We start from the raw sequence: 15,845 nt of genomic DNA on the forward strand, positions 1-15,845 counted from the left end.
GCAATAGTTAAAAATCAAGCGGCAGCCGGAATCGGTTTGGCATCCGAATGCGCTTGTGTGAGGTGACTGTTGGCAGGCACGCTGCGCGTAACCCAGACATTGCCGCCAATAATCGAATGTTTTCCTATGGTGATACGGCCCAGAATGGTGGCCCCGGCATACACCACCACGTAATCCTCCAGAATGGGGTGGCGTTCAAATTTCTTCACCAGATGGCCATTGGCATCTTTGGGAAAGTTCTTTGCACCCAGGGTGACTGCCTGGTAAAGGCGGACGTGGTTACCAATAATCGCCGTCTCACCTATGACCACGCCGGTGCCATGATCAATAAAAAAGTAATCACCGATACGTGCGCCGGGGTGGATATCAATGCCGGTTTGCGAATGGGCAATTTCGGTGATCAGGCGTGCCGTAATGGTCAAGCCCAAGCGATGTAAAACATGCGCCAGCCGGTAATGAATCAGCGCCAGAATGCCGGGATAGCTGACCAGAATTTCATCCACGCTGTCCGCGGCCGGATCGCCTTGATAAGCGGCTTCAAGATCGGTATCTAGCTGCTGGCGAATCGCAGGCAATTGCTCGGCAAAGGTTTGCGTGAGGGCATGTGATTGTGCATTGAACTGGCTGGCGGCGGTCCCCGGCGCTTTAAACGCAAGCTCAAGACGGATTTGTTGCTGCAATTCACGCAGAGCTTTATCCAGCGTGGTCCCCACATAAAAGTTAATGGCATGTGGCTGAATATCAGAATCACCCAGCCGGTTGGGGAACAGCGCCGCAGCCAAGCCCTCCACGCATCTGGCCAGCACTTTACGTGAAGGCAGCTTTGGTGGTTGTGTCAAGCGCTGGCGTTGTTGCAATGCATGTTCGCGGATGCCCGCCAGTTGTTGCACGATGTGCTCGATGGCAATTTCTTGCATCGTGGATTCCTTAGTCATAGTAAGTACGCGATCGCTGACGACAGGCGAAAAAAAAGCCAGTGGCCCTTGCGGGACACTGGCTTCCAGTTGACTGGTCAGCATGAATCTTTTTCCACTATAGAATAATCTGCTGGAGTTGAACAGGGTGGCGACTAGAATCGTTGCTTATTAGATTATGTGTTTCTGTTATTAGTGGCCTAGATGGGGTCAAACACCAGGCATTGATATAACTATTCAATATATTTTCCAATTAAAAAATTATTTTTAATTTATTCCAGCGCTTTTTAAACTACAGTGACTGTTTTTATTTGAAGAGCGCTTTATGTCACAATGGTTTAATGACAATGCACAGTCCATCGGCAATACGCCCTTAGTGCGCCTGAACCGCCTGACCGCCCCTGGTCAGGCCACCATTTTTGCCAAAATAGAAGGCCGTAACCCGGCTTATTCCGTCAAGTGCCGCATCGGTGCGGCCATGATCTGGGATGCAGAACAAAAAGGCTTGCTGGGTCCTGGGAAAGAAATCGTAGAGCCTACCAGCGGCAATACCGGCATCGCGCTGGCTTTTGTCGCCGCTGCACGGGGCATTCCCATTACCTTAACCATGCCGGAGACCATGAGCCTGGAGCGGCGTAAATTGCTGATTGCATATGGTGCCAAATTGGTGCTGACTGAAGGCGCCAAAGGCATGAAAGGCGCCGTGGCCAAGGCAGAAGAAATTGCCGCCGCGGATCCAGCACGTTATGTGTTGTTGCAACAGTTCAAAAATCCGGCCAATCCGGCCATTCATGAACAAACCACAGGCCCCGAAATCTGGCGCGATACCAATGGCGAGGTGGATATTCTGGTTTCAGGGGTGGGCACCGGCGGCACCATTACGGGCGTTTCCCGCTATTTTAAACAGACGCAGCATAAGAACATCCTCTCTGTTGCGGTAGAACCGGCAGCCAGTCCGGTGTTGACGCAGTTTAGGGCAGGTCAAGCACTCGCGCCGGCACCGCACAAAATTCAAGGCATAGGCGCAGGCTTTGTGCCGGATATCCTGGATTTAAGTCTGGTGGATGACATTGCACAAGTGACCAATGAAGAAGCGATTGCATTCGCCAGAAGACTGGCACGCGAGGAGGGCATTCTGGCCGGTATTTCCTGCGGGGCGGCGGTCGCGGTAGCGGTCAGGTATGCGGCTCTGCCTGAGCATGCGGGTAAACACATCGTGGTGATTTTGCCAGACTCCGGCGAGCGCTATTTGAGTTCAGTGTTGTTTGACGGCATATTTGACGAGCAAGGGCTCAGTGTGCCAGCCGCTTAAATTGCTCGCTGTTTCCCGCTTTTCGCCTTGCTGAGACCATGCGATTAAGACGCCAGTGCTTGCACTGGCGTTTTTTATCATCTTCAGTTTTATATTCTTTAAAATTATAAATATATTATATTTTATTCTTTTTAAAAATATAAAACTCCCGCTATAGTGCCTCCCTATCAAGTTCAGGGAGTTGTTTATGTCGTCTTTTATCCGTCACTTGCTGGTCTGGGCTGCGCTGCTACAAGCACCTGTGCAGGCTGCTGAATTGCTGAATGTTTCTTACGATGTGACCCGCGAGTTTTATAAAGAATTCAACCCGGCTTTTGTCCAGTACTGGAAAGAAAAGACCGGTGAATCGGTGACCATTAACCAGTCACACGGCGGCTCTACCAAGCAGGCGCGTGCGGTTGTGGATGGCTTGCCTGCGGATGTGATTACCATGAACCGTAGCGCCGATATTGATATTTTGGCGCAAAAAGCCAAATTGATCCCGGCAAACTGGCAGAGCAGATTACCCAATAACAGCGTGCCCAGCGCTTCCCCCACGGTGTTTCTGGTCCGCAAAGGCAATCCCAAACAGATTAAAGACTGGGACGACTTGATCAGACCCGGTGTGGCGGCGGTGATTCCTAACCCTAAAACCTCGGGTAACGGCAAGTATAGCTATCTGGGCGCCTGGGGCTATATCACGCAAAAAGGCGGCGATGCCAGCAAGGCGCGCCAATTTGTGACCCAGGTGTTTAAACATGTGCCGGTGCTGGATACCGGTGGCCGCGGCGCCACTACCACGTTTGCCCAGCGCGAGATTGGCGATGTGCTGGTGACGTTTGAAAACGAGGCCTATCTGCTGCAAAAAGAGCTGGGGGAAGACAAGTTTGAGCTGGTGTACCCGTCCGTGACCGTACTGGCAGAGAACCCGGTGGCGCTGGTAGACAAGGTGGTGGATAGAAAAGGCACGCGCAAGCTGGCACAAGCCTATCTTGAGTATCACTTTTCACCTGCGGGTCAGGCTTTGGCTGCCAAACATTACTTGCGCCCGCAAGTGGCTGAAGTGGCGCAACCCAGCTTTAAAAAGCTCAATACATTTACGGTCAAACAGGTGTTTGGCAGCTGGAACGAAGCCGAAAACACGCATTTTAGTGATGGCGGCATCTTCGACCAGATTTATCAAAAATAGCGTTTAAAAAAATTGCCTAGCGCATGCTTAAACGCAGAAAGGAGTCATGATGACACAAAAACAGTTATCCCCAGAGCCGGAGCACATTGTGCAATTGCGTGCCGAACTCAAACAGGTGCTTGCGCTGGACCTGGAAGAGCTTGGTCTGCTGGAGGCCAGCTCGGGCGAGTATGAAAGCACCTTTATCGGTGTTCATCTTAAAACCGCTTTTCAGCCGATCTACGATGCCAAACAAGGGGATATTTATGGCTATGAAGCCCTGATTCGTCCCTCATTGTTTGGCACCCTGGGCAGCACCCCCGAGTTTGCGTTTACCTATGCCGAGCAGTCCGGCAAGCTGGTGCAGTTTGACCGCGTATGCCGCTCGCAGCACGTACTCAATTACCGGGCCATCCATCAGGAAAACGGCTTGCTGTTTTTAAACGTGCATCCGAAATTACTGCTGGAGGTCAGCGCGCACGGCAAGGTGTTTGAGCAGATCCTGCATAAGTATTCGGTGCCTACGCATCGCGTTGTGCTCGAGATCAACGAGTCGCTGATCGAGCAGGACAAGCACCTGATCGCTGCCGTGGAGAACTACCGCGCTTTGGGCTATCAGATTGCGTTTGATCATGTCGGCGGCCACCAAAGCAAGTTATACCGCTTGTGGAGCGTGCAGCATGACTTTATCAAGTTTGATGTCTCTGTGATTCAGCAGGCCGCGCAACAACCGGGCTTGGCCAAAGCGCTCAAGGGGCTTGTATCCAGCGTGCAGGATCTGGGCAGCACGCCGGTGATTGTGGGCATTGAAACCCAGCAGCAACTGGATATTGCGATCTCAGCCGGGGCGACAGTGTTGCAAGGCAACTTGCTGGCCGCACCGGTGGTGGCCAAGGTCATTAATGACCAATACCAGCACCGCACGCCAAAAGTTGCCTAATCCATCACGCTTTATATAACAGGCGCTTATAAATTAATGATTATTCATTCTTTAATGATTTAAAAGAATGCAGCTATATTAGCGCCTGTTTAACGGATCACCATACACCATGGCATCACAAAAAAAGAAACATTTACTCCCCGGCTTTGGCTTGTCACTCGGCTACACGCTGGTCTACCTGAGTCTTATCGTCCTCATCCCTTTAGCCGCTGTTTTTCTGCGCACCACCGAGCTCAGCTGGCATGAGTTTTGGGCGGTGGTCACCACGCCGCGCGTGGTTGCTACCTATAAACTAACCTTTGGCGCCTCATTGATTGCAGCGCTGATCAATCTGGTATTTGGCCTGCTCACTGCCTGGGTCTTTGTCAGGTATCAGTTTTTTGGCAAAAAAGTGTTCGATGCACTGGTCGACTTGCCGTTTGCCTTGCCGACGGCGGTGGCCGGGATTTCACTCACCGCGATTTATGCGCCGAATGGCTGGTTAGGCCATTGGCTGGAGCCACATGGCATCAAAGTTGCGTTTACCCCACTCGGCGTGGTGGTGGCGCTCACCTTTATTGGCTTGCCGTTTGTGGTGCGTACCGTACAACCGGTGCTCGAAGACTTTAGTGCCGAGGCCGAAGAAGCTGCAGCCAGCTTGGGCGCCAACCGCTGGCAAACCTTTTACAAAATTATTCTGCCCGCCATCTGGCCGGCGCTACTCACTGGCTTTTCACTGGCATTTGCCCGCGCGGTGGGGGAGTATGGGTCGGTCATCTTTATCGCCGGTAATATGCCGATGATTTCCGAGATTACGCCGCTCATGATCATCACCAAACTTGAACAATATGATTATGCGGGCGCCACGGCCATTGCCGTTGTGATGCTGGTGATTTCGTTTGTGTTGCTGCTGTTGATCAACTTGCTGCAATGGTGGAGCAGTCACCGCCATGGCGCTAAATAATCGGTAGCCGCTGAAAGCATAGCATTGCGTATATTTTGATAAACCATAGGTAGGATGATGCAAACCACACAATTTCAACAATATCAGGGCAAAGTGGCTTACAAACGCGCCACCTCTGAACCCACTTGGGTCCGCTGGGGCTTGATTGGCCTGTCACTGACGTTTTTAGGGCTGTTTTTGCTGGTGCCGCTGGCCGCCGTTTTTACCGAGGCCTTGCGCAAAGGCTGGGACGTCTACCTGGCTGCGATCACCGAAGCTGATGCCTTGTCCGCGATGAAGCTGACTCTGATCGCCTCGTTGATCTCGGTGCCTCTGAATCTGGTATTTGGCGTGGCCGCCGCCTGGGCGATTACCAAGTTTGACTTTAAAGGCAAAAGCTTTTTGATCACCCTGATTGACCTGCCGTTTGCCGTCTCGCCAGTGATTGCCGGGTTGATCTTTGTGCTGATTTTTGGCCTGCAAGGCTGGTTTGGCGAGTGGTTAATAGATCACGATCTAAAAGTAGTGTTTGCCGTGCCCGGCATTGTGCTGGCGACGATTTTTGTGACCTTCCCGTTTGTGGCGCGCGAGTTGATCCCGCTCATGCAGGCGCAAGGCAAAGAAGAGGAAGAGGCTGCACTGGTGCTGGGCGCCTCTGGCTGGAAAATGCTATGGCATGTGACCCTGCCCAATGTGAAGTGGGGCCTGATTTACGGCGTGATCCTGACCAACGCACGGGCCATGGGCGAGTTTGGCGCGGTGTCTGTGGTCTCCGGCCATATCCGCGGCCTCACCAACACCATGCCTTTGCATGTTGAGATTTTGTATAACGAATATAACTACGCAGCGGCCTTTGCTGTGGCTTCATTGCTCACGCTGCTGGCCCTGGTAACCCTGATTTTGAAAACCTATGTTGAATGGCAGGCATCCCGCGATGCCGCCGCGATTGAAAAGGAAGTGACGGCTTAAGATGAGCATTACCATACAACAGATCAATAAAGGGTTTGGCCAATTTAGTGCCTTGCGCGATATCAATCTGCAAGTCCCCTCAGGCGAGCTGGTGGCCTTGCTTGGGCCTTCAGGCTGCGGCAAAACCACGCTGTTACGCATTATCGCTGGCCTGGAGACCCCAGACAGCGGCCAGGTGCTGTTTGATGGCGTAGACACCACCCACCGTGATGTGCGCGAGCGCCAGGTCGGTTTTGTGTTCCAGCATTATGCGCTGTTCCGCCATATGACCGTGTTTGAAAACGTCGCCTTTGGCCTGCGCGTGCGCCCCAAAGAAACGCGCCCCTCAGAAGCCGAGATCAAAAAACGCGTGCATGACTTACTCAAGCTGGTACAACTCGACTGGCTGGCTGACCGTTATCCACCGCAATTGTCTGGCGGCCAGCGCCAACGGATTGCCTTGGCACGTGCCTTGGCCGTCGAGCCAAAAGTACTGTTGCTGGACGAGCCATTTGGCGCGCTAGACGCCAAAGTGCGTAAAGACCTGCGTCGCTGGTTGCGCCGCCTGCATGACGAACTGCATGTGACCAGCGTATTCGTCACGCATGACCAGGAAGAAGCCCTCGAAGTCGCCGACACCATCGTCGTCATGAATCATGGTCAGGTCGAGCAGGTCGGGTCACCGCAAGCGGTGTATGACCAACCCGCCACGCCGTTTGTGTATGAGTTTTTAGGCAATGTGAACGCCTTTGAAACCCCGCAAGGCAAAGGCTTTGTGCGCCCCTACGAAATTGCAGTCAGCCGCGAAGCTGACGCGCAAAGTATCGCCGGTGCGCTCACCTATGTACACTCTGTGGGCTCACTGGTGCGTCTGGAGATCAAACGTGCAGACAATGAGCAATATGTGGATGTGGAGTTGGGCCGTGAGCAGTTTAATCAGTTAAGTTTCAAGCAGGGGGAGACGGTTTACCTGAAGCCGACACAATTGCGGGTGTTTTAATTTGATTTAGTAAATACAAAGGCGCAGCGATTACGGCTGCGCTTTTTTGCATTTGTGGTAATCAACGATTATTAAATGGCTGAAAGCAACTCATCGTTTGTCGAGAATGATTTCAACGCGTGGGCAACAAGTTGCCCACCCTACAAACTGAATGCCGAATGTCATAGAGATTTAATAGATGCATTTATCAGTAGGTGATATGATTAAATAAAAATTAATTAAACTTAACGAGGCATTGCATGAAAAAGCTATTCTTACTTTTTTTATCTGTTGGCGGAATTTTATTGTCACCTGTTGCATTAGCTAGTACATTCACTTCTATATCTGCGAATTATCATCAGGCATCCATAAGTGATGGTTTCACCTATAACAACTATTATTTTGGCGCGGACGCCTTACCTATTGCGCCTGTGCTTGGTACTCATCTTAAATCTTCACTAAGCTTTGATAATTCAGTAACTTCAAATTTCACAGGTGATGTATTTGTTCAGCAAGTGACAGATTGGAGTTTTACTTCTGGCTCATACACTTTAACTCCAGATAACTCTACTCTTGTTTTTGGAGTATTTAGTTTCAATAGCGGTCATTTGACCAATGTCTTTACTATGTTTTCTCAACCTCGTACCTCGCCGGTTTGGGCAGATATCCAAATTGCCTTTGGCGCTATTTCTATTACGGCTAAAGACCATGAGGTTGGCATTACTAAGTCAGGCACAAATGGTCCATGGGTTTCTACAGAGGTTGCACCGGTGCCGGAACCTTCTACCTATGTGATGTTATTAGCTGGTTTTGCATTCATTGGTTTCTTCGCGAGGCGTAAAGTTTAGGCGCTAAGTGTAGTAGGGTGGGCAACTCGTTGCCCACGCGTCACAATTCCAAATACGCTCCAATTATTCCCAAATTCACTCTCTTCAAACTCTGAGCTACTTTCCCAATGTTCAGCAAAATTCCCCACCTTTGAGTCGATGAAAAGTGGAGTGACCAGTCTCTTAATTTTCTAGCCTGCGAAGGAACAAAAAAACCCGCCCAAAAAACAGGCGGGTAACACAGAGAGATTTAAAATCGTTTGGTAAATTAGGCGTTAGTCAGGGTTATGCGGTGCAACATATGGCCGTTTACCAATAAAATTCATTTGATGTTGATTATGTTTCATCAATTTCTTTTCAGCTTGTTCCGGGTCTTCAGCCACTAAACCAGTGCCTTCCCAGGCTTGATCAGCCCCCTTGGCTGGTTTATCAAGAATTTTGTTGTAGGGACGTTTCCCGATAAAGTGATTGTGATGTGACTGGCCTACACTTTGCTCGTTATCTGGTAAGTCAGCTGCATTTACTTGCGCCACAAAGCCAAAGGCCAATATGGCTAAAAATAATTTTTTCATTTGTAATCTCCTAAATTTGTCCTAAAGCATTTGGGGCGCTTCACTTGTTCACGTCGACCCTATGCCCTGGATTAAAAAGCGCGTTTACCAAGCATGTGCAGTTTTTGCACTTCATGAACGTTCGCACGTCCGCTGTTACCATCCACCACCAGTGTCGCACCTACCCAGGGTTGCTCACCGTCAGCTTTGGCAACCACTGGTTGAGCATATGGACGCTTACTCAAAAAGTGTTGAGCAGTTTGTGTTTTTTCAATTCCACCATTTTGCTCAACCGCCACTACTGGGGCAGCAACCATAAAACCACTTACTAAAGCCATTGCAGAAATAACGTTACGCATGTTTGTTCTCCTATCTGTTAGTCAATGTGATGGCAATCTGTTAAAACTTTGCTCAATCACGATGGTTTGCATTATGCGCGGACTTTTTCCATAAATCGTCTATAGATATAGGTAGGTTGGTATATACCAAACGGCATATTTTTGTTGCTTAGAGGTTAAGAAAACCAGAGGCTGAGATGAGCTATTTTCAGGTCTCAACGAGGATTTGATGATCACAATATCGGTGTAGCAATAGGGTAGCTTCCCGTAGCGCAAAGCGCACATCGTCATCACATAAAAACCGTTGCTTACGGTAAGTGACTACTCTGAAAGGTAACTTGCTTTAGGAGGGGTGACGCGGCGGTGATGCAATATTGAATCAATTTGCGAGGGATTTAACGCGTGGGCAACAAGCTGCCCACCCTACAGGGCTAACGTTTGAATTAACGGGCGCGCTTTAGCGCGTCCCTGTTGAATGATGGGTTAGGAGCAGTCACCTGAAGCATCGGATACTGCACTTTCGTAAGTCTCAAATTTGTATTTTGTCTCTCTGAATTTACTACGGCAATCGTTTGAATAATCATGTCTTTTTGCACAATTGGATAAATCATCGGCTGCGCTTTTTAGTTCATTTGCTGCCTCACATACATCTTTGCACTTACCATGTAACTTTCCACAAGAGTTAGCGAACAGCTGTTGAATTGATAAAACTTGTTGCTGTTCGTTTGGAGTTAAGTTTTCAAACTTTCGCTCACCACTAACAACCTGAGAGTGTAGTTTTGCCGCCTTTTCAAAATCTGATAGGCTTTGAGCATTCAATAAACTGCAACTAAGCAACAAAAAAATAGTTATTAAACTACGCATAGTTTATGCACCATAATCAATATGAGTAGCATGAAAAAAGACCCTTTTATTTGAAGCATCATGAACCCAACTGCCATATATTTTAATGTTCTGACCAATAGTCGGATTAATATTTTCAGAAGTTATTGTTGGGCCAATACACCAACTTTCAGAGATTTCTTTACTGGTAAAATTAAAGTTAACTCTGTCATCATTTTTGACAGCACATACGGTTACATCTAAGGTTATATTCATATGCTCCTAACGTCTGAATTCAGCGGCAGCCGAAGGCTGTCCGCTGGAATGGTGGGTTAGCCGTCACAATGAAGCTCCTGCAACTATGGCTGAGATGTCCTCGGCCGAGAGAAAGGCCTTGCCTGACGCCAAGTCCGGCAGAACTTGAACCAGCCGCGCCAGCCCGACACGGCGAAGCTGCAGCTCAAGTTCCTTCCGGTCTGCTGAGCGCACGAACTCTGCAGGCGAGAAGTCGTAGTAGAGCTCGTTAAATGATGAGCCGTACGAGACCTCGAACCGGTGAGTTCCTTCCTGCATGCGATGGGCAAGTTCGAACGTTGCGAACTCCGGTGGGTTTGAAAGCAGCGTCTTGCCTCTCATGATGGCTAACGTTTGAATTAAGGGGCGCGCTTTAGCGCGTCCCGCTTGAATGATGGGTTAGGGGGAAATATTTGGAACATGTCATTTTCATATTTCCTTTCCGCAGTGTGGACAATTATCTCCAATCGGCGCTCGAAAAATGGTTGAGGGATTATGAGTTGTTTGCATTCCGCAATGAGGACAAATAAACAACAAGCCACCAATAGAAATGAACACAATTGCAAAAATACATAGCAATGTAATTGAGAGTGGAATCCAAATCCCCGTTATAAAGTTGCTAGCAAAAGGAAGAGAAATAATCAGTAAGCCCGCAGTAAGGTGGAAAATCAGCTCTCTATGTTTAAGCCTCATATTTGCTCGTTTCCCTAACGTTTGAATTAAGGGGCGCCGTTAGGCGTCCCGCTTGAATGATGGGTTAGAGCGATATTTAAATAGCAACAACCCAATAACCAATATATTAAATAACGCCAAACATGAAACAAGCCAAATACTAGGCAACTGACTTATTATTTGCGAGCGCCCCAAAGAAGCAGACTTAATAAGAGCAGCTTGAACTTCCGGTTGTGAACAGGCTGAGCACGATATTTCTTTGGGCACAATTTGAGCCCAAGTAACAAAGCCAGTACCCACCGATGTAACCACCCAAATTAAATTGGAAATTACAGTTAGTAGAAATAAAATCCAGCGAACCATATGTAGCTCTAACGTTGGAGGTAAGGGGCTGGCGACACTCTTCGCTTAACCCTCGTTATTAATAAACAATTCATAAAAGCATCTTCTCGCCAGTCCCGCTTGAATGATGGGTTAGGTGTTTGTTTTAACATGGCGAGACCTTATAAGTAACCCTAAGCCAGCAAAAGTTAAAATAAGAAAAGGACTGAACCAGCTAACAAAAATGTAAGTGCTACTGGCTTCTTGCGCAATAGCTGCTCCCATGTATGGGTCATTAACTTCGAATAGCCCAGATAATGTTAGCAGCCCTAACATTGGTAAGACAATAAGCAATAGCGTGGGGTTAAAACGAGCTGACAAATACGATGCAATGACACCAACAACCATTGTTATTGAAATTGATAAAAGCGAAGGCATTTTATCCATGACTTCGGCATTGCAGATTGCCGGGAATAGCAAAAATATGATTAATGCAACTCTCATGACACCTAACGTTAGAGGTAAGCGGACTGCCGAAGGCAGGTCCGCTTGACCGAAAGGTTAGAGGTTTGCATGTGCAACCCGGGAGTTAGCTGGCTCCCAGTACCCACCACTGCCGTGATAGGTCTCGGCGTGAAGCAAAAACTCTTCGCCGCAGGAGTTGCATTTGAAACGATAGGAGAGCACATCATCCCAGTGACCCCCAGCAATAAGTTCGGAGAAGGTTGCTTGACATATTGAGTCTGGGTCTTTGATTTCAGAAATCGTTTGATCGGCTAAATTTTGGCCAGCAATCTTGATGGCCTCTTTAAGCTGACTCGGTTGCCGTATGGCGAACCGAACACAAAGATCGTGACACTTTTCACAGGCCATGGACTAGCTACACCTCTAACGTTTGAATTAAGGGGCGCCGTTAGGCGTCCCGCTTGAATGATGGGTTAGGGCCAGAGAAGTGTGAGGCCACTCCAGCCGTGATTGCCCCGACAAGGCCGTAGGACAATACAATAGCAAAGTTGGGATACGGAACTGACGCACCCCAAGTGACACCGAGTACAGCACCTATGAGAGAAACTAACCACAACCGATTTAGGCAAAGATGGTTTAGCGTTACCAAAACGGGTAGACCAACACATGAGAGTGCAAGTAGCCCTATGCCAGCGCCAATGGGCATAGATAGCAACAGATCGAAAACCGAGAACGTAGAGAATGAGATGGCGATATAAACGAACGGAGCAGCAATAGTTGGAACCCAAAGCGCCTTGGCGCAACCTTTGATGCAGTGCTTAACAAGCTCAACCATACCCAAGCCCTAACGTTTGAAGTAAGAGGCTGGCGACACTGTTGGCACAACCCTCGTTATTAATAAACATTTCATAAAAGAACCTTTTCGCCAGTCCCGCTTGACTGTTGGGTTGGGCTATGACTCATAATGCATTTAGGCTTTCAATTTCTGCACTCATTCGAGACAAGAGTGCTCGTGCCTCATTAATCCCAATACCAGTTCTCGTTTGAAACTCTACCGAAGCAATTGCATCAGGGCCATTGATTATTTCGTTAAGTGCATTCGTGATTAGTACAAGCTCTTGAGCACTTAGGTTTAAGGATATGGCTTGATGTCTCATTCTATTGACGCCCAACGTTTGAAGTAAGGGGCTGGCGACAGTGGTGGCTCAACCCTCGTTATTAATAAAAATTTCATAAAAGAACTTTTTTCGCCAGTCCCGCTTGACTGATGGGTTAGCATGATCTTCTGAGGTCTAAGCACCTGTAATTGGGATATTGTCACATGCATTTCTTGGGGTCGTTAACTTCCAGCTATCTATTCGATATGTATCTTTAGGTATGTGAACTATATACGAGCAAGTCTTTGAGATACTTCGTCCCAGCACAATATTTTTATCGTCCTCAGATACTATTGTCCAGCCTGGACCAAGTTGATTATATTGTCGGCCAATTTGCATGTTTAAACTATTCTCGATATCAGCAACCTTAACGGAATTCATACATGATCCGAGAAAGATTAAAGGCCAAAAACTGCAAGTCAGAAATATAAGTTTTTTAAAAGCCATGAGACTTTCAACCTAACGTTAATGTTGTTGCTAACGTTTGAATTAATGGGCTGGCTTTAGCCAGTCCCGCTTGAATGATAGGTTAGGGTTTAAAAGCACCAAGTTTCTCCCTAGCGGTTGCAATAACATACTCATAAAGCTCTAAAGGCAACTCACTTACAAACTGGCTGACCTCAAAACATTCTTTTGCATCGTTTCGGAAAACCTCAAGAACCAACTTTTCTTCACCTTCAACATTGCAATAGCACTCCCAGCCGAGACCATCCCGCTCAGTGTCTGATGCGACTAAGAAAGTATATTTTGTGCCTGAAATTATCATAGCCCTAACGTTTGAAGTAAGGGGCTGGCGACACTGTTAGCTCAACCCTCGTTATTATTAAAAATTTCATAGGAGCACCTTTTCGCCAGTCCCGCTTGACTGATGGGTTAGGCATGGCGCTTACGAATGCTTGCAAAAGAACTATTCACAAGCTTACATAGAAAATAAACGCCTGCAAATAGCACAAACCCAATGCTAAAAAATAGAAGAATAGACCACGGGTAGTACATGACGTGAAGCATTAGGAATGTGGACAAAAGCCCAAGAGTTAGTAGCCCACCAACTAAGCCGGAAAACATAGCTTGTTTAGCATATGGTTGCAGCCTAGGGTGCAGCATACAAGCCAATGAAATTAACAAAGTTGCCATGGCAAGTGCCGTTATTGAGTAAAAGATTATGTTGCCATCCATGTCACCCAGTGAAGGGAATATGTCCGTGGTCACTTGGATGGGTTGATCGATATTCACAAGTGCCTAACGTTTGAATTAAGGGGCGCCGCTAGGCGTCCCGCTTGAATGATGGGTTAGGTTGCAACTTACGCAAAATCTGCTGCCATACGCATTGCACTGAAGGCAATGTACTCGTCAGAGAAAGGTGCGCTCGAAGATTCTGAGCCTCCCAGCCAATTGTCGATTGCATCTTCATGCTCAAGAATGGCTTGTTTTAGTAAAGTTATTTCCTCTTTGGAGGCAGACCTAATTGCTCTCTCTCGCTGAAAGTCGTCAGCGATGCCGAATCTTGAAGCCAAAAATATGAGGCCATGAAGTTCATTCGGTATATTAGCGTGCTTAAGCATCGTAGCTCCATGACACCTAACGTAATATAGACACCGAAATCGGTGTATAACTTATTTTTTGTATGTGATTGTTTATATGAGTGTCTAGCATATCTTTTTGTTTTTATTGATGATTTTTATTTAAATATCATGCATGGAACACACCTGATGGTTGCACCATTTAAAGCTTTTTATGATTACTAAAGTCAAACTGATTATCTTCAAGCTTTTACAAAAATGCAATATTAAATATTTGCTGTTAAAAGCAGTGGCGACTGTTCAGCCACGATTGGATTGCTGTTGATAACCGATCGTTGGAAAGCAGCTATGTGCTGATAATTTAAGAAAAAAGCGCAGCATTGCTGCTGCGCTCGCATAGTTGCCTTTAATGCCAAAAACCGACATGGCCAGTTTTTGATCACCTTAAACTTTCGCCAATGCCTGCTCCAAATCTGCGATCAAATCATCGATATGTTCAATGCCGACTGATAACCTGACCATATCTTCACTTACGCCAGCGCGTGCCAATTCCTCAGCATTAAGCTGACGGTGGGTAGTGGTGGCTGGGTGGCAAGCGAGACTTTTTGCATCGCCGATGTTGACCAGGCGCGTGAATAGTTGCAGCGCGTCAATAAAGCGAGTGCCGCCTTCGCGACCATCTTGCACGCCAAAAGATAGGATGCCTGAGGCGTGGCCGTTGAGGTATTTTTTAACTAGTGCATGGTCGGGGTGGTCTTCAAGCCCGGCGTATCTGACCCATTTTACTTTGGGGTGTTGTTTCAGGTAATTTGCGACGGCCAGCGCGTTGGTGCTGTGGCGCTCGATTCTCAGCGCCAGTGTTTCCAGGCCTTGCAGAATCAAAAAGCTATTAAATGGGCTGATGGCGGCGCCGGTGTTGCGCAAGGGCACGACACGGGCGCGGGCGATGTAGGCGGCGGGGCCTAATGCCTCGACGTAATTGACGCCATGGTAGCTGGGGTCGGGGGTGTTGAGGCTTGGGAAGCGGGCGGCATGTTCTGCCCACGGGAACTTGCCGCTATCGACAATGACGCCACCAATCGAGTTGCCGTGGCCGCCAATGTATTTGGTCAGCGAGTGCACCACAATATCCACGCCGTGCTCAAATGGTCGCGATAGAATGGGCGTGGCGACCGTGTTATCGACGATCACCGGCACGCCGTGTTTATGGGCTGCCGCGCTGATGGCTGCGAGGTCCACCACATTGCCTAACGGGTTGCCTATGGTTTCGGCAAACACCAGCTTGGTGCGGCTGTCGATGAGTTTTTCCAGTGACGCCGGATCGCGGTAATCAAAAAACCGGACTTCTATGCCTTGCTTGGGCAAGGTGTGCGCAAAGAAGTTATAGGTGCCGCCATACAGCGTTGAGACGGACACAATATTATCGCCTGCCTCGGCAATGGTTTGAATCGCGTAGGTAATCGCGGCCATGCCAGAAGCCAGTGCCAGCGCGCCTATGCCGCCTTCCAGTTGTGCCAGGCGCTCTTCTAGCACGGCGGTAGTCGGGTTCATGATGCGCGTATAAATATTGCCTTGTACCTTGAGGTCAAACAGGTCAGCGCCATGTTGGGTATTGTCAAAGGCGTAAGAGGAGGTCTGGTAAATGGGCACCGCAACCGCCTTGGTAGTGGGGTCCGGGTGATAGCCGCCGTGAATGGAAAGGGTTTCTTGTTTCAT

The 15,845-nt window shown here is 48.4% G+C and carries 17 protein-coding genes; 7 read left to right on the forward strand and 10 right to left on the reverse strand.

The annotated features are described in order from the left end of the window. Nucleotides 1-14: 14 nt before the first annotated feature. Nucleotides 15-917, reverse strand: a complete 903-nt coding sequence (gene epsC, locus AACH41_RS05335; protein WP_338657577.1) for a serine O-acetyltransferase EpsC — start codon at nt 915-917, stop codon at nt 15-17. A 322-nt stretch (nt 918-1,239) separates the two neighbouring features. On the opposite strand from epsC, the gene cysK reads away from it, so the two are divergent. The 7 genes from cysK (at nt 1,240) to AACH41_RS05370 (ending at nt 8,010) form a co-directional block, all read left to right on the forward strand. Continuing rightward, nucleotides 1,240-2,226: a cysteine synthase A gene (gene cysK / locus AACH41_RS05340; protein WP_338657289.1), complete on the forward strand. Its 987-nt coding sequence runs from the start codon at nt 1,240-1,242 to the stop codon at nt 2,224-2,226. Between the two features lie 187 nt (nt 2,227-2,413). After that, nucleotides 2,414-3,394, forward strand: coding sequence for a sulfate ABC transporter substrate-binding protein (locus AACH41_RS05345; RefSeq protein ID WP_313984108.1), 981 nt, complete (start codon nt 2,414-2,416; stop codon nt 3,392-3,394). Between the two features lie 49 nt (nt 3,395-3,443). Next, nucleotides 3,444-4,313: an EAL domain-containing protein gene (locus AACH41_RS05350; protein WP_338657578.1), complete on the forward strand. Its 870-nt coding sequence runs from the start codon at nt 3,444-3,446 to the stop codon at nt 4,311-4,313. Nucleotides 4,314-4,422: 109 nt separating this feature from the next. Next, nucleotides 4,423-5,256, forward strand: coding sequence for a sulfate ABC transporter permease subunit CysT (gene cysT, locus AACH41_RS05355; RefSeq protein ID WP_194747044.1), 834 nt, complete (start codon nt 4,423-4,425; stop codon nt 5,254-5,256). Between the two features lie 57 nt (nt 5,257-5,313). Continuing rightward, complete coding sequence (gene cysW, locus AACH41_RS05360; protein ID WP_338657292.1) at nt 5,314-6,204, forward strand: sulfate ABC transporter permease subunit CysW; 891 nt, start codon at nt 5,314-5,316, stop codon at nt 6,202-6,204. Between the two features lies 1 nt (nt 6,205). Next, a complete protein-coding gene (locus AACH41_RS05365) occupies nt 6,206-7,183 on the forward strand; it encodes a sulfate ABC transporter ATP-binding protein (protein WP_194747042.1) in 978 nt (325 codons plus the stop codon). 239 nt (nt 7,184-7,422) lie between these two features. Beyond that, on the forward strand, nt 7,423-8,010 hold the full coding sequence (locus AACH41_RS05370; protein ID WP_338657295.1) for a PEP-CTERM sorting domain-containing protein: 588 nt from the start codon (nt 7,423-7,425) through the stop codon (nt 8,008-8,010). 254 nt (nt 8,011-8,264) lie between these two features. Here the strand turns inward: AACH41_RS05370 and AACH41_RS05375 are convergent, their stop codons facing one another. The 9 genes from AACH41_RS05375 to AACH41_RS05415 form a co-directional block, all read right to left on the reverse strand. Beyond that, nucleotides 8,265-8,561 (reverse strand): hypothetical protein, encoded by a 297-nt coding sequence (locus AACH41_RS05375; protein ID WP_338657298.1) that lies wholly within the window; start codon nt 8,559-8,561, stop codon nt 8,265-8,267. Between the two features lie 71 nt (nt 8,562-8,632). Next, nucleotides 8,633-8,899 carry a hypothetical protein gene (locus tag AACH41_RS05380; RefSeq protein ID WP_338657300.1) on the reverse strand — a complete coding sequence of 89 codons (267 nt, stop codon included), beginning with the start codon at nt 8,897-8,899 and terminating at the stop codon, nt 8,633-8,635. A 462-nt stretch (nt 8,900-9,361) separates the two neighbouring features. Continuing rightward, the gene (locus AACH41_RS05385; RefSeq protein ID WP_338657302.1) at nt 9,362-9,742 is read right to left on the reverse strand and encodes a hypothetical protein; all 381 of its coding nucleotides are present in this window, start codon (nt 9,740-9,742) and stop codon (nt 9,362-9,364) included. Nucleotides 9,743-9,745: 3 nt separating this feature from the next. Further along, nucleotides 9,746-9,976 (reverse strand): hypothetical protein, encoded by a 231-nt coding sequence (locus AACH41_RS05390; RefSeq protein ID WP_338657304.1) that lies wholly within the window; start codon nt 9,974-9,976, stop codon nt 9,746-9,748. A gap of 63 nt (nt 9,977-10,039) precedes the next feature. Then, nucleotides 10,040-10,336 (reverse strand): hypothetical protein, encoded by a 297-nt coding sequence (locus tag AACH41_RS05395; protein WP_338657306.1) that lies wholly within the window; start codon nt 10,334-10,336, stop codon nt 10,040-10,042. A gap of 804 nt (nt 10,337-11,140) precedes the next feature. After that, nucleotides 11,141-11,491: a hypothetical protein gene (locus AACH41_RS05400; protein ID WP_338657308.1), complete on the reverse strand. Its 351-nt coding sequence runs from the start codon at nt 11,489-11,491 to the stop codon at nt 11,141-11,143. A gap of 1,647 nt (nt 11,492-13,138) precedes the next feature. Continuing rightward, on the reverse strand, nt 13,139-13,375 hold the full coding sequence (locus AACH41_RS05405) for a hypothetical protein (protein ID WP_338657310.1): 237 nt from the start codon (nt 13,373-13,375) through the stop codon (nt 13,139-13,141). A gap of 535 nt (nt 13,376-13,910) precedes the next feature. Beyond that, complete coding sequence (locus AACH41_RS05410) at nt 13,911-14,171, reverse strand: hypothetical protein (RefSeq protein WP_338657312.1); 261 nt, start codon at nt 14,169-14,171, stop codon at nt 13,911-13,913. Between the two features lie 402 nt (nt 14,172-14,573). Beyond that, nucleotides 14,574-15,845 carry an aminotransferase class I/II-fold pyridoxal phosphate-dependent enzyme gene (locus tag AACH41_RS05415; protein ID WP_338657314.1) on the reverse strand — a complete coding sequence of 424 codons (1,272 nt, stop codon included), beginning with the start codon at nt 15,843-15,845 and terminating at the stop codon, nt 14,574-14,576.

Source organism: Methylophilus sp. DW102 (assembly GCF_037076555.1).
Taxonomy (GTDB): Bacteria; Pseudomonadota; Gammaproteobacteria; order Burkholderiales; family Methylophilaceae; genus Methylophilus; species Methylophilus glucosoxydans.

Excerpts from the sequence above, each read along its gene's own strand:
- epsC (WP_338657577.1), bottom strand. The coding sequence starts at position 917 with ATGCAAGAAATTGCCATCGAGCACATCGTGCAACAACTGGCGGGCATC.
- cysK (WP_338657289.1), top strand. The coding sequence starts at position 1,240 with ATGTCACAATGGTTTAATGACAATGCACAGTCCATCGGCAATACGCCC.
- AACH41_RS05345 (WP_313984108.1), top strand. The coding sequence starts at position 2,414 with ATGTCGTCTTTTATCCGTCACTTGCTGGTCTGGGCTGCGCTGCTACAA.
- AACH41_RS05350 (WP_338657578.1), top strand. The coding sequence starts at position 3,444 with ATGACACAAAAACAGTTATCCCCAGAGCCGGAGCACATTGTGCAATTG.
- cysT (WP_194747044.1), top strand. The coding sequence starts at position 4,423 with ATGGCATCACAAAAAAAGAAACATTTACTCCCCGGCTTTGGCTTGTCA.
- cysW (WP_338657292.1), top strand. The coding sequence starts at position 5,314 with ATGCAAACCACACAATTTCAACAATATCAGGGCAAAGTGGCTTACAAA.
- AACH41_RS05365 (WP_194747042.1), top strand. The coding sequence starts at position 6,206 with ATGAGCATTACCATACAACAGATCAATAAAGGGTTTGGCCAATTTAGT.
- AACH41_RS05370 (WP_338657295.1), top strand. The coding sequence starts at position 7,423 with ATGAAAAAGCTATTCTTACTTTTTTTATCTGTTGGCGGAATTTTATTG.
- AACH41_RS05375 (WP_338657298.1), bottom strand. The coding sequence starts at position 8,561 with ATGAAAAAATTATTTTTAGCCATATTGGCCTTTGGCTTTGTGGCGCAA.
- AACH41_RS05380 (WP_338657300.1), bottom strand. The coding sequence starts at position 8,899 with ATGCGTAACGTTATTTCTGCAATGGCTTTAGTAAGTGGTTTTATGGTT.
- AACH41_RS05385 (WP_338657302.1), bottom strand. The coding sequence starts at position 9,742 with ATGCGTAGTTTAATAACTATTTTTTTGTTGCTTAGTTGCAGTTTATTG.
- AACH41_RS05390 (WP_338657304.1), bottom strand. The coding sequence starts at position 9,976 with ATGAATATAACCTTAGATGTAACCGTATGTGCTGTCAAAAATGATGAC.
- AACH41_RS05395 (WP_338657306.1), bottom strand. The coding sequence starts at position 10,336 with ATGAGAGGCAAGACGCTGCTTTCAAACCCACCGGAGTTCGCAACGTTC.
- AACH41_RS05400 (WP_338657308.1), bottom strand. The coding sequence starts at position 11,491 with ATGAGAGTTGCATTAATCATATTTTTGCTATTCCCGGCAATCTGCAAT.
- AACH41_RS05405 (WP_338657310.1), bottom strand. The coding sequence starts at position 13,375 with ATGATAATTTCAGGCACAAAATATACTTTCTTAGTCGCATCAGACACT.
- AACH41_RS05410 (WP_338657312.1), bottom strand. The coding sequence starts at position 14,171 with ATGCTTAAGCACGCTAATATACCGAATGAACTTCATGGCCTCATATTT.
- AACH41_RS05415 (WP_338657314.1), bottom strand. The coding sequence starts at position 15,845 with ATGAAACAAGAAACCCTTTCCATTCACGGCGGCTATCACCCGGACCCC.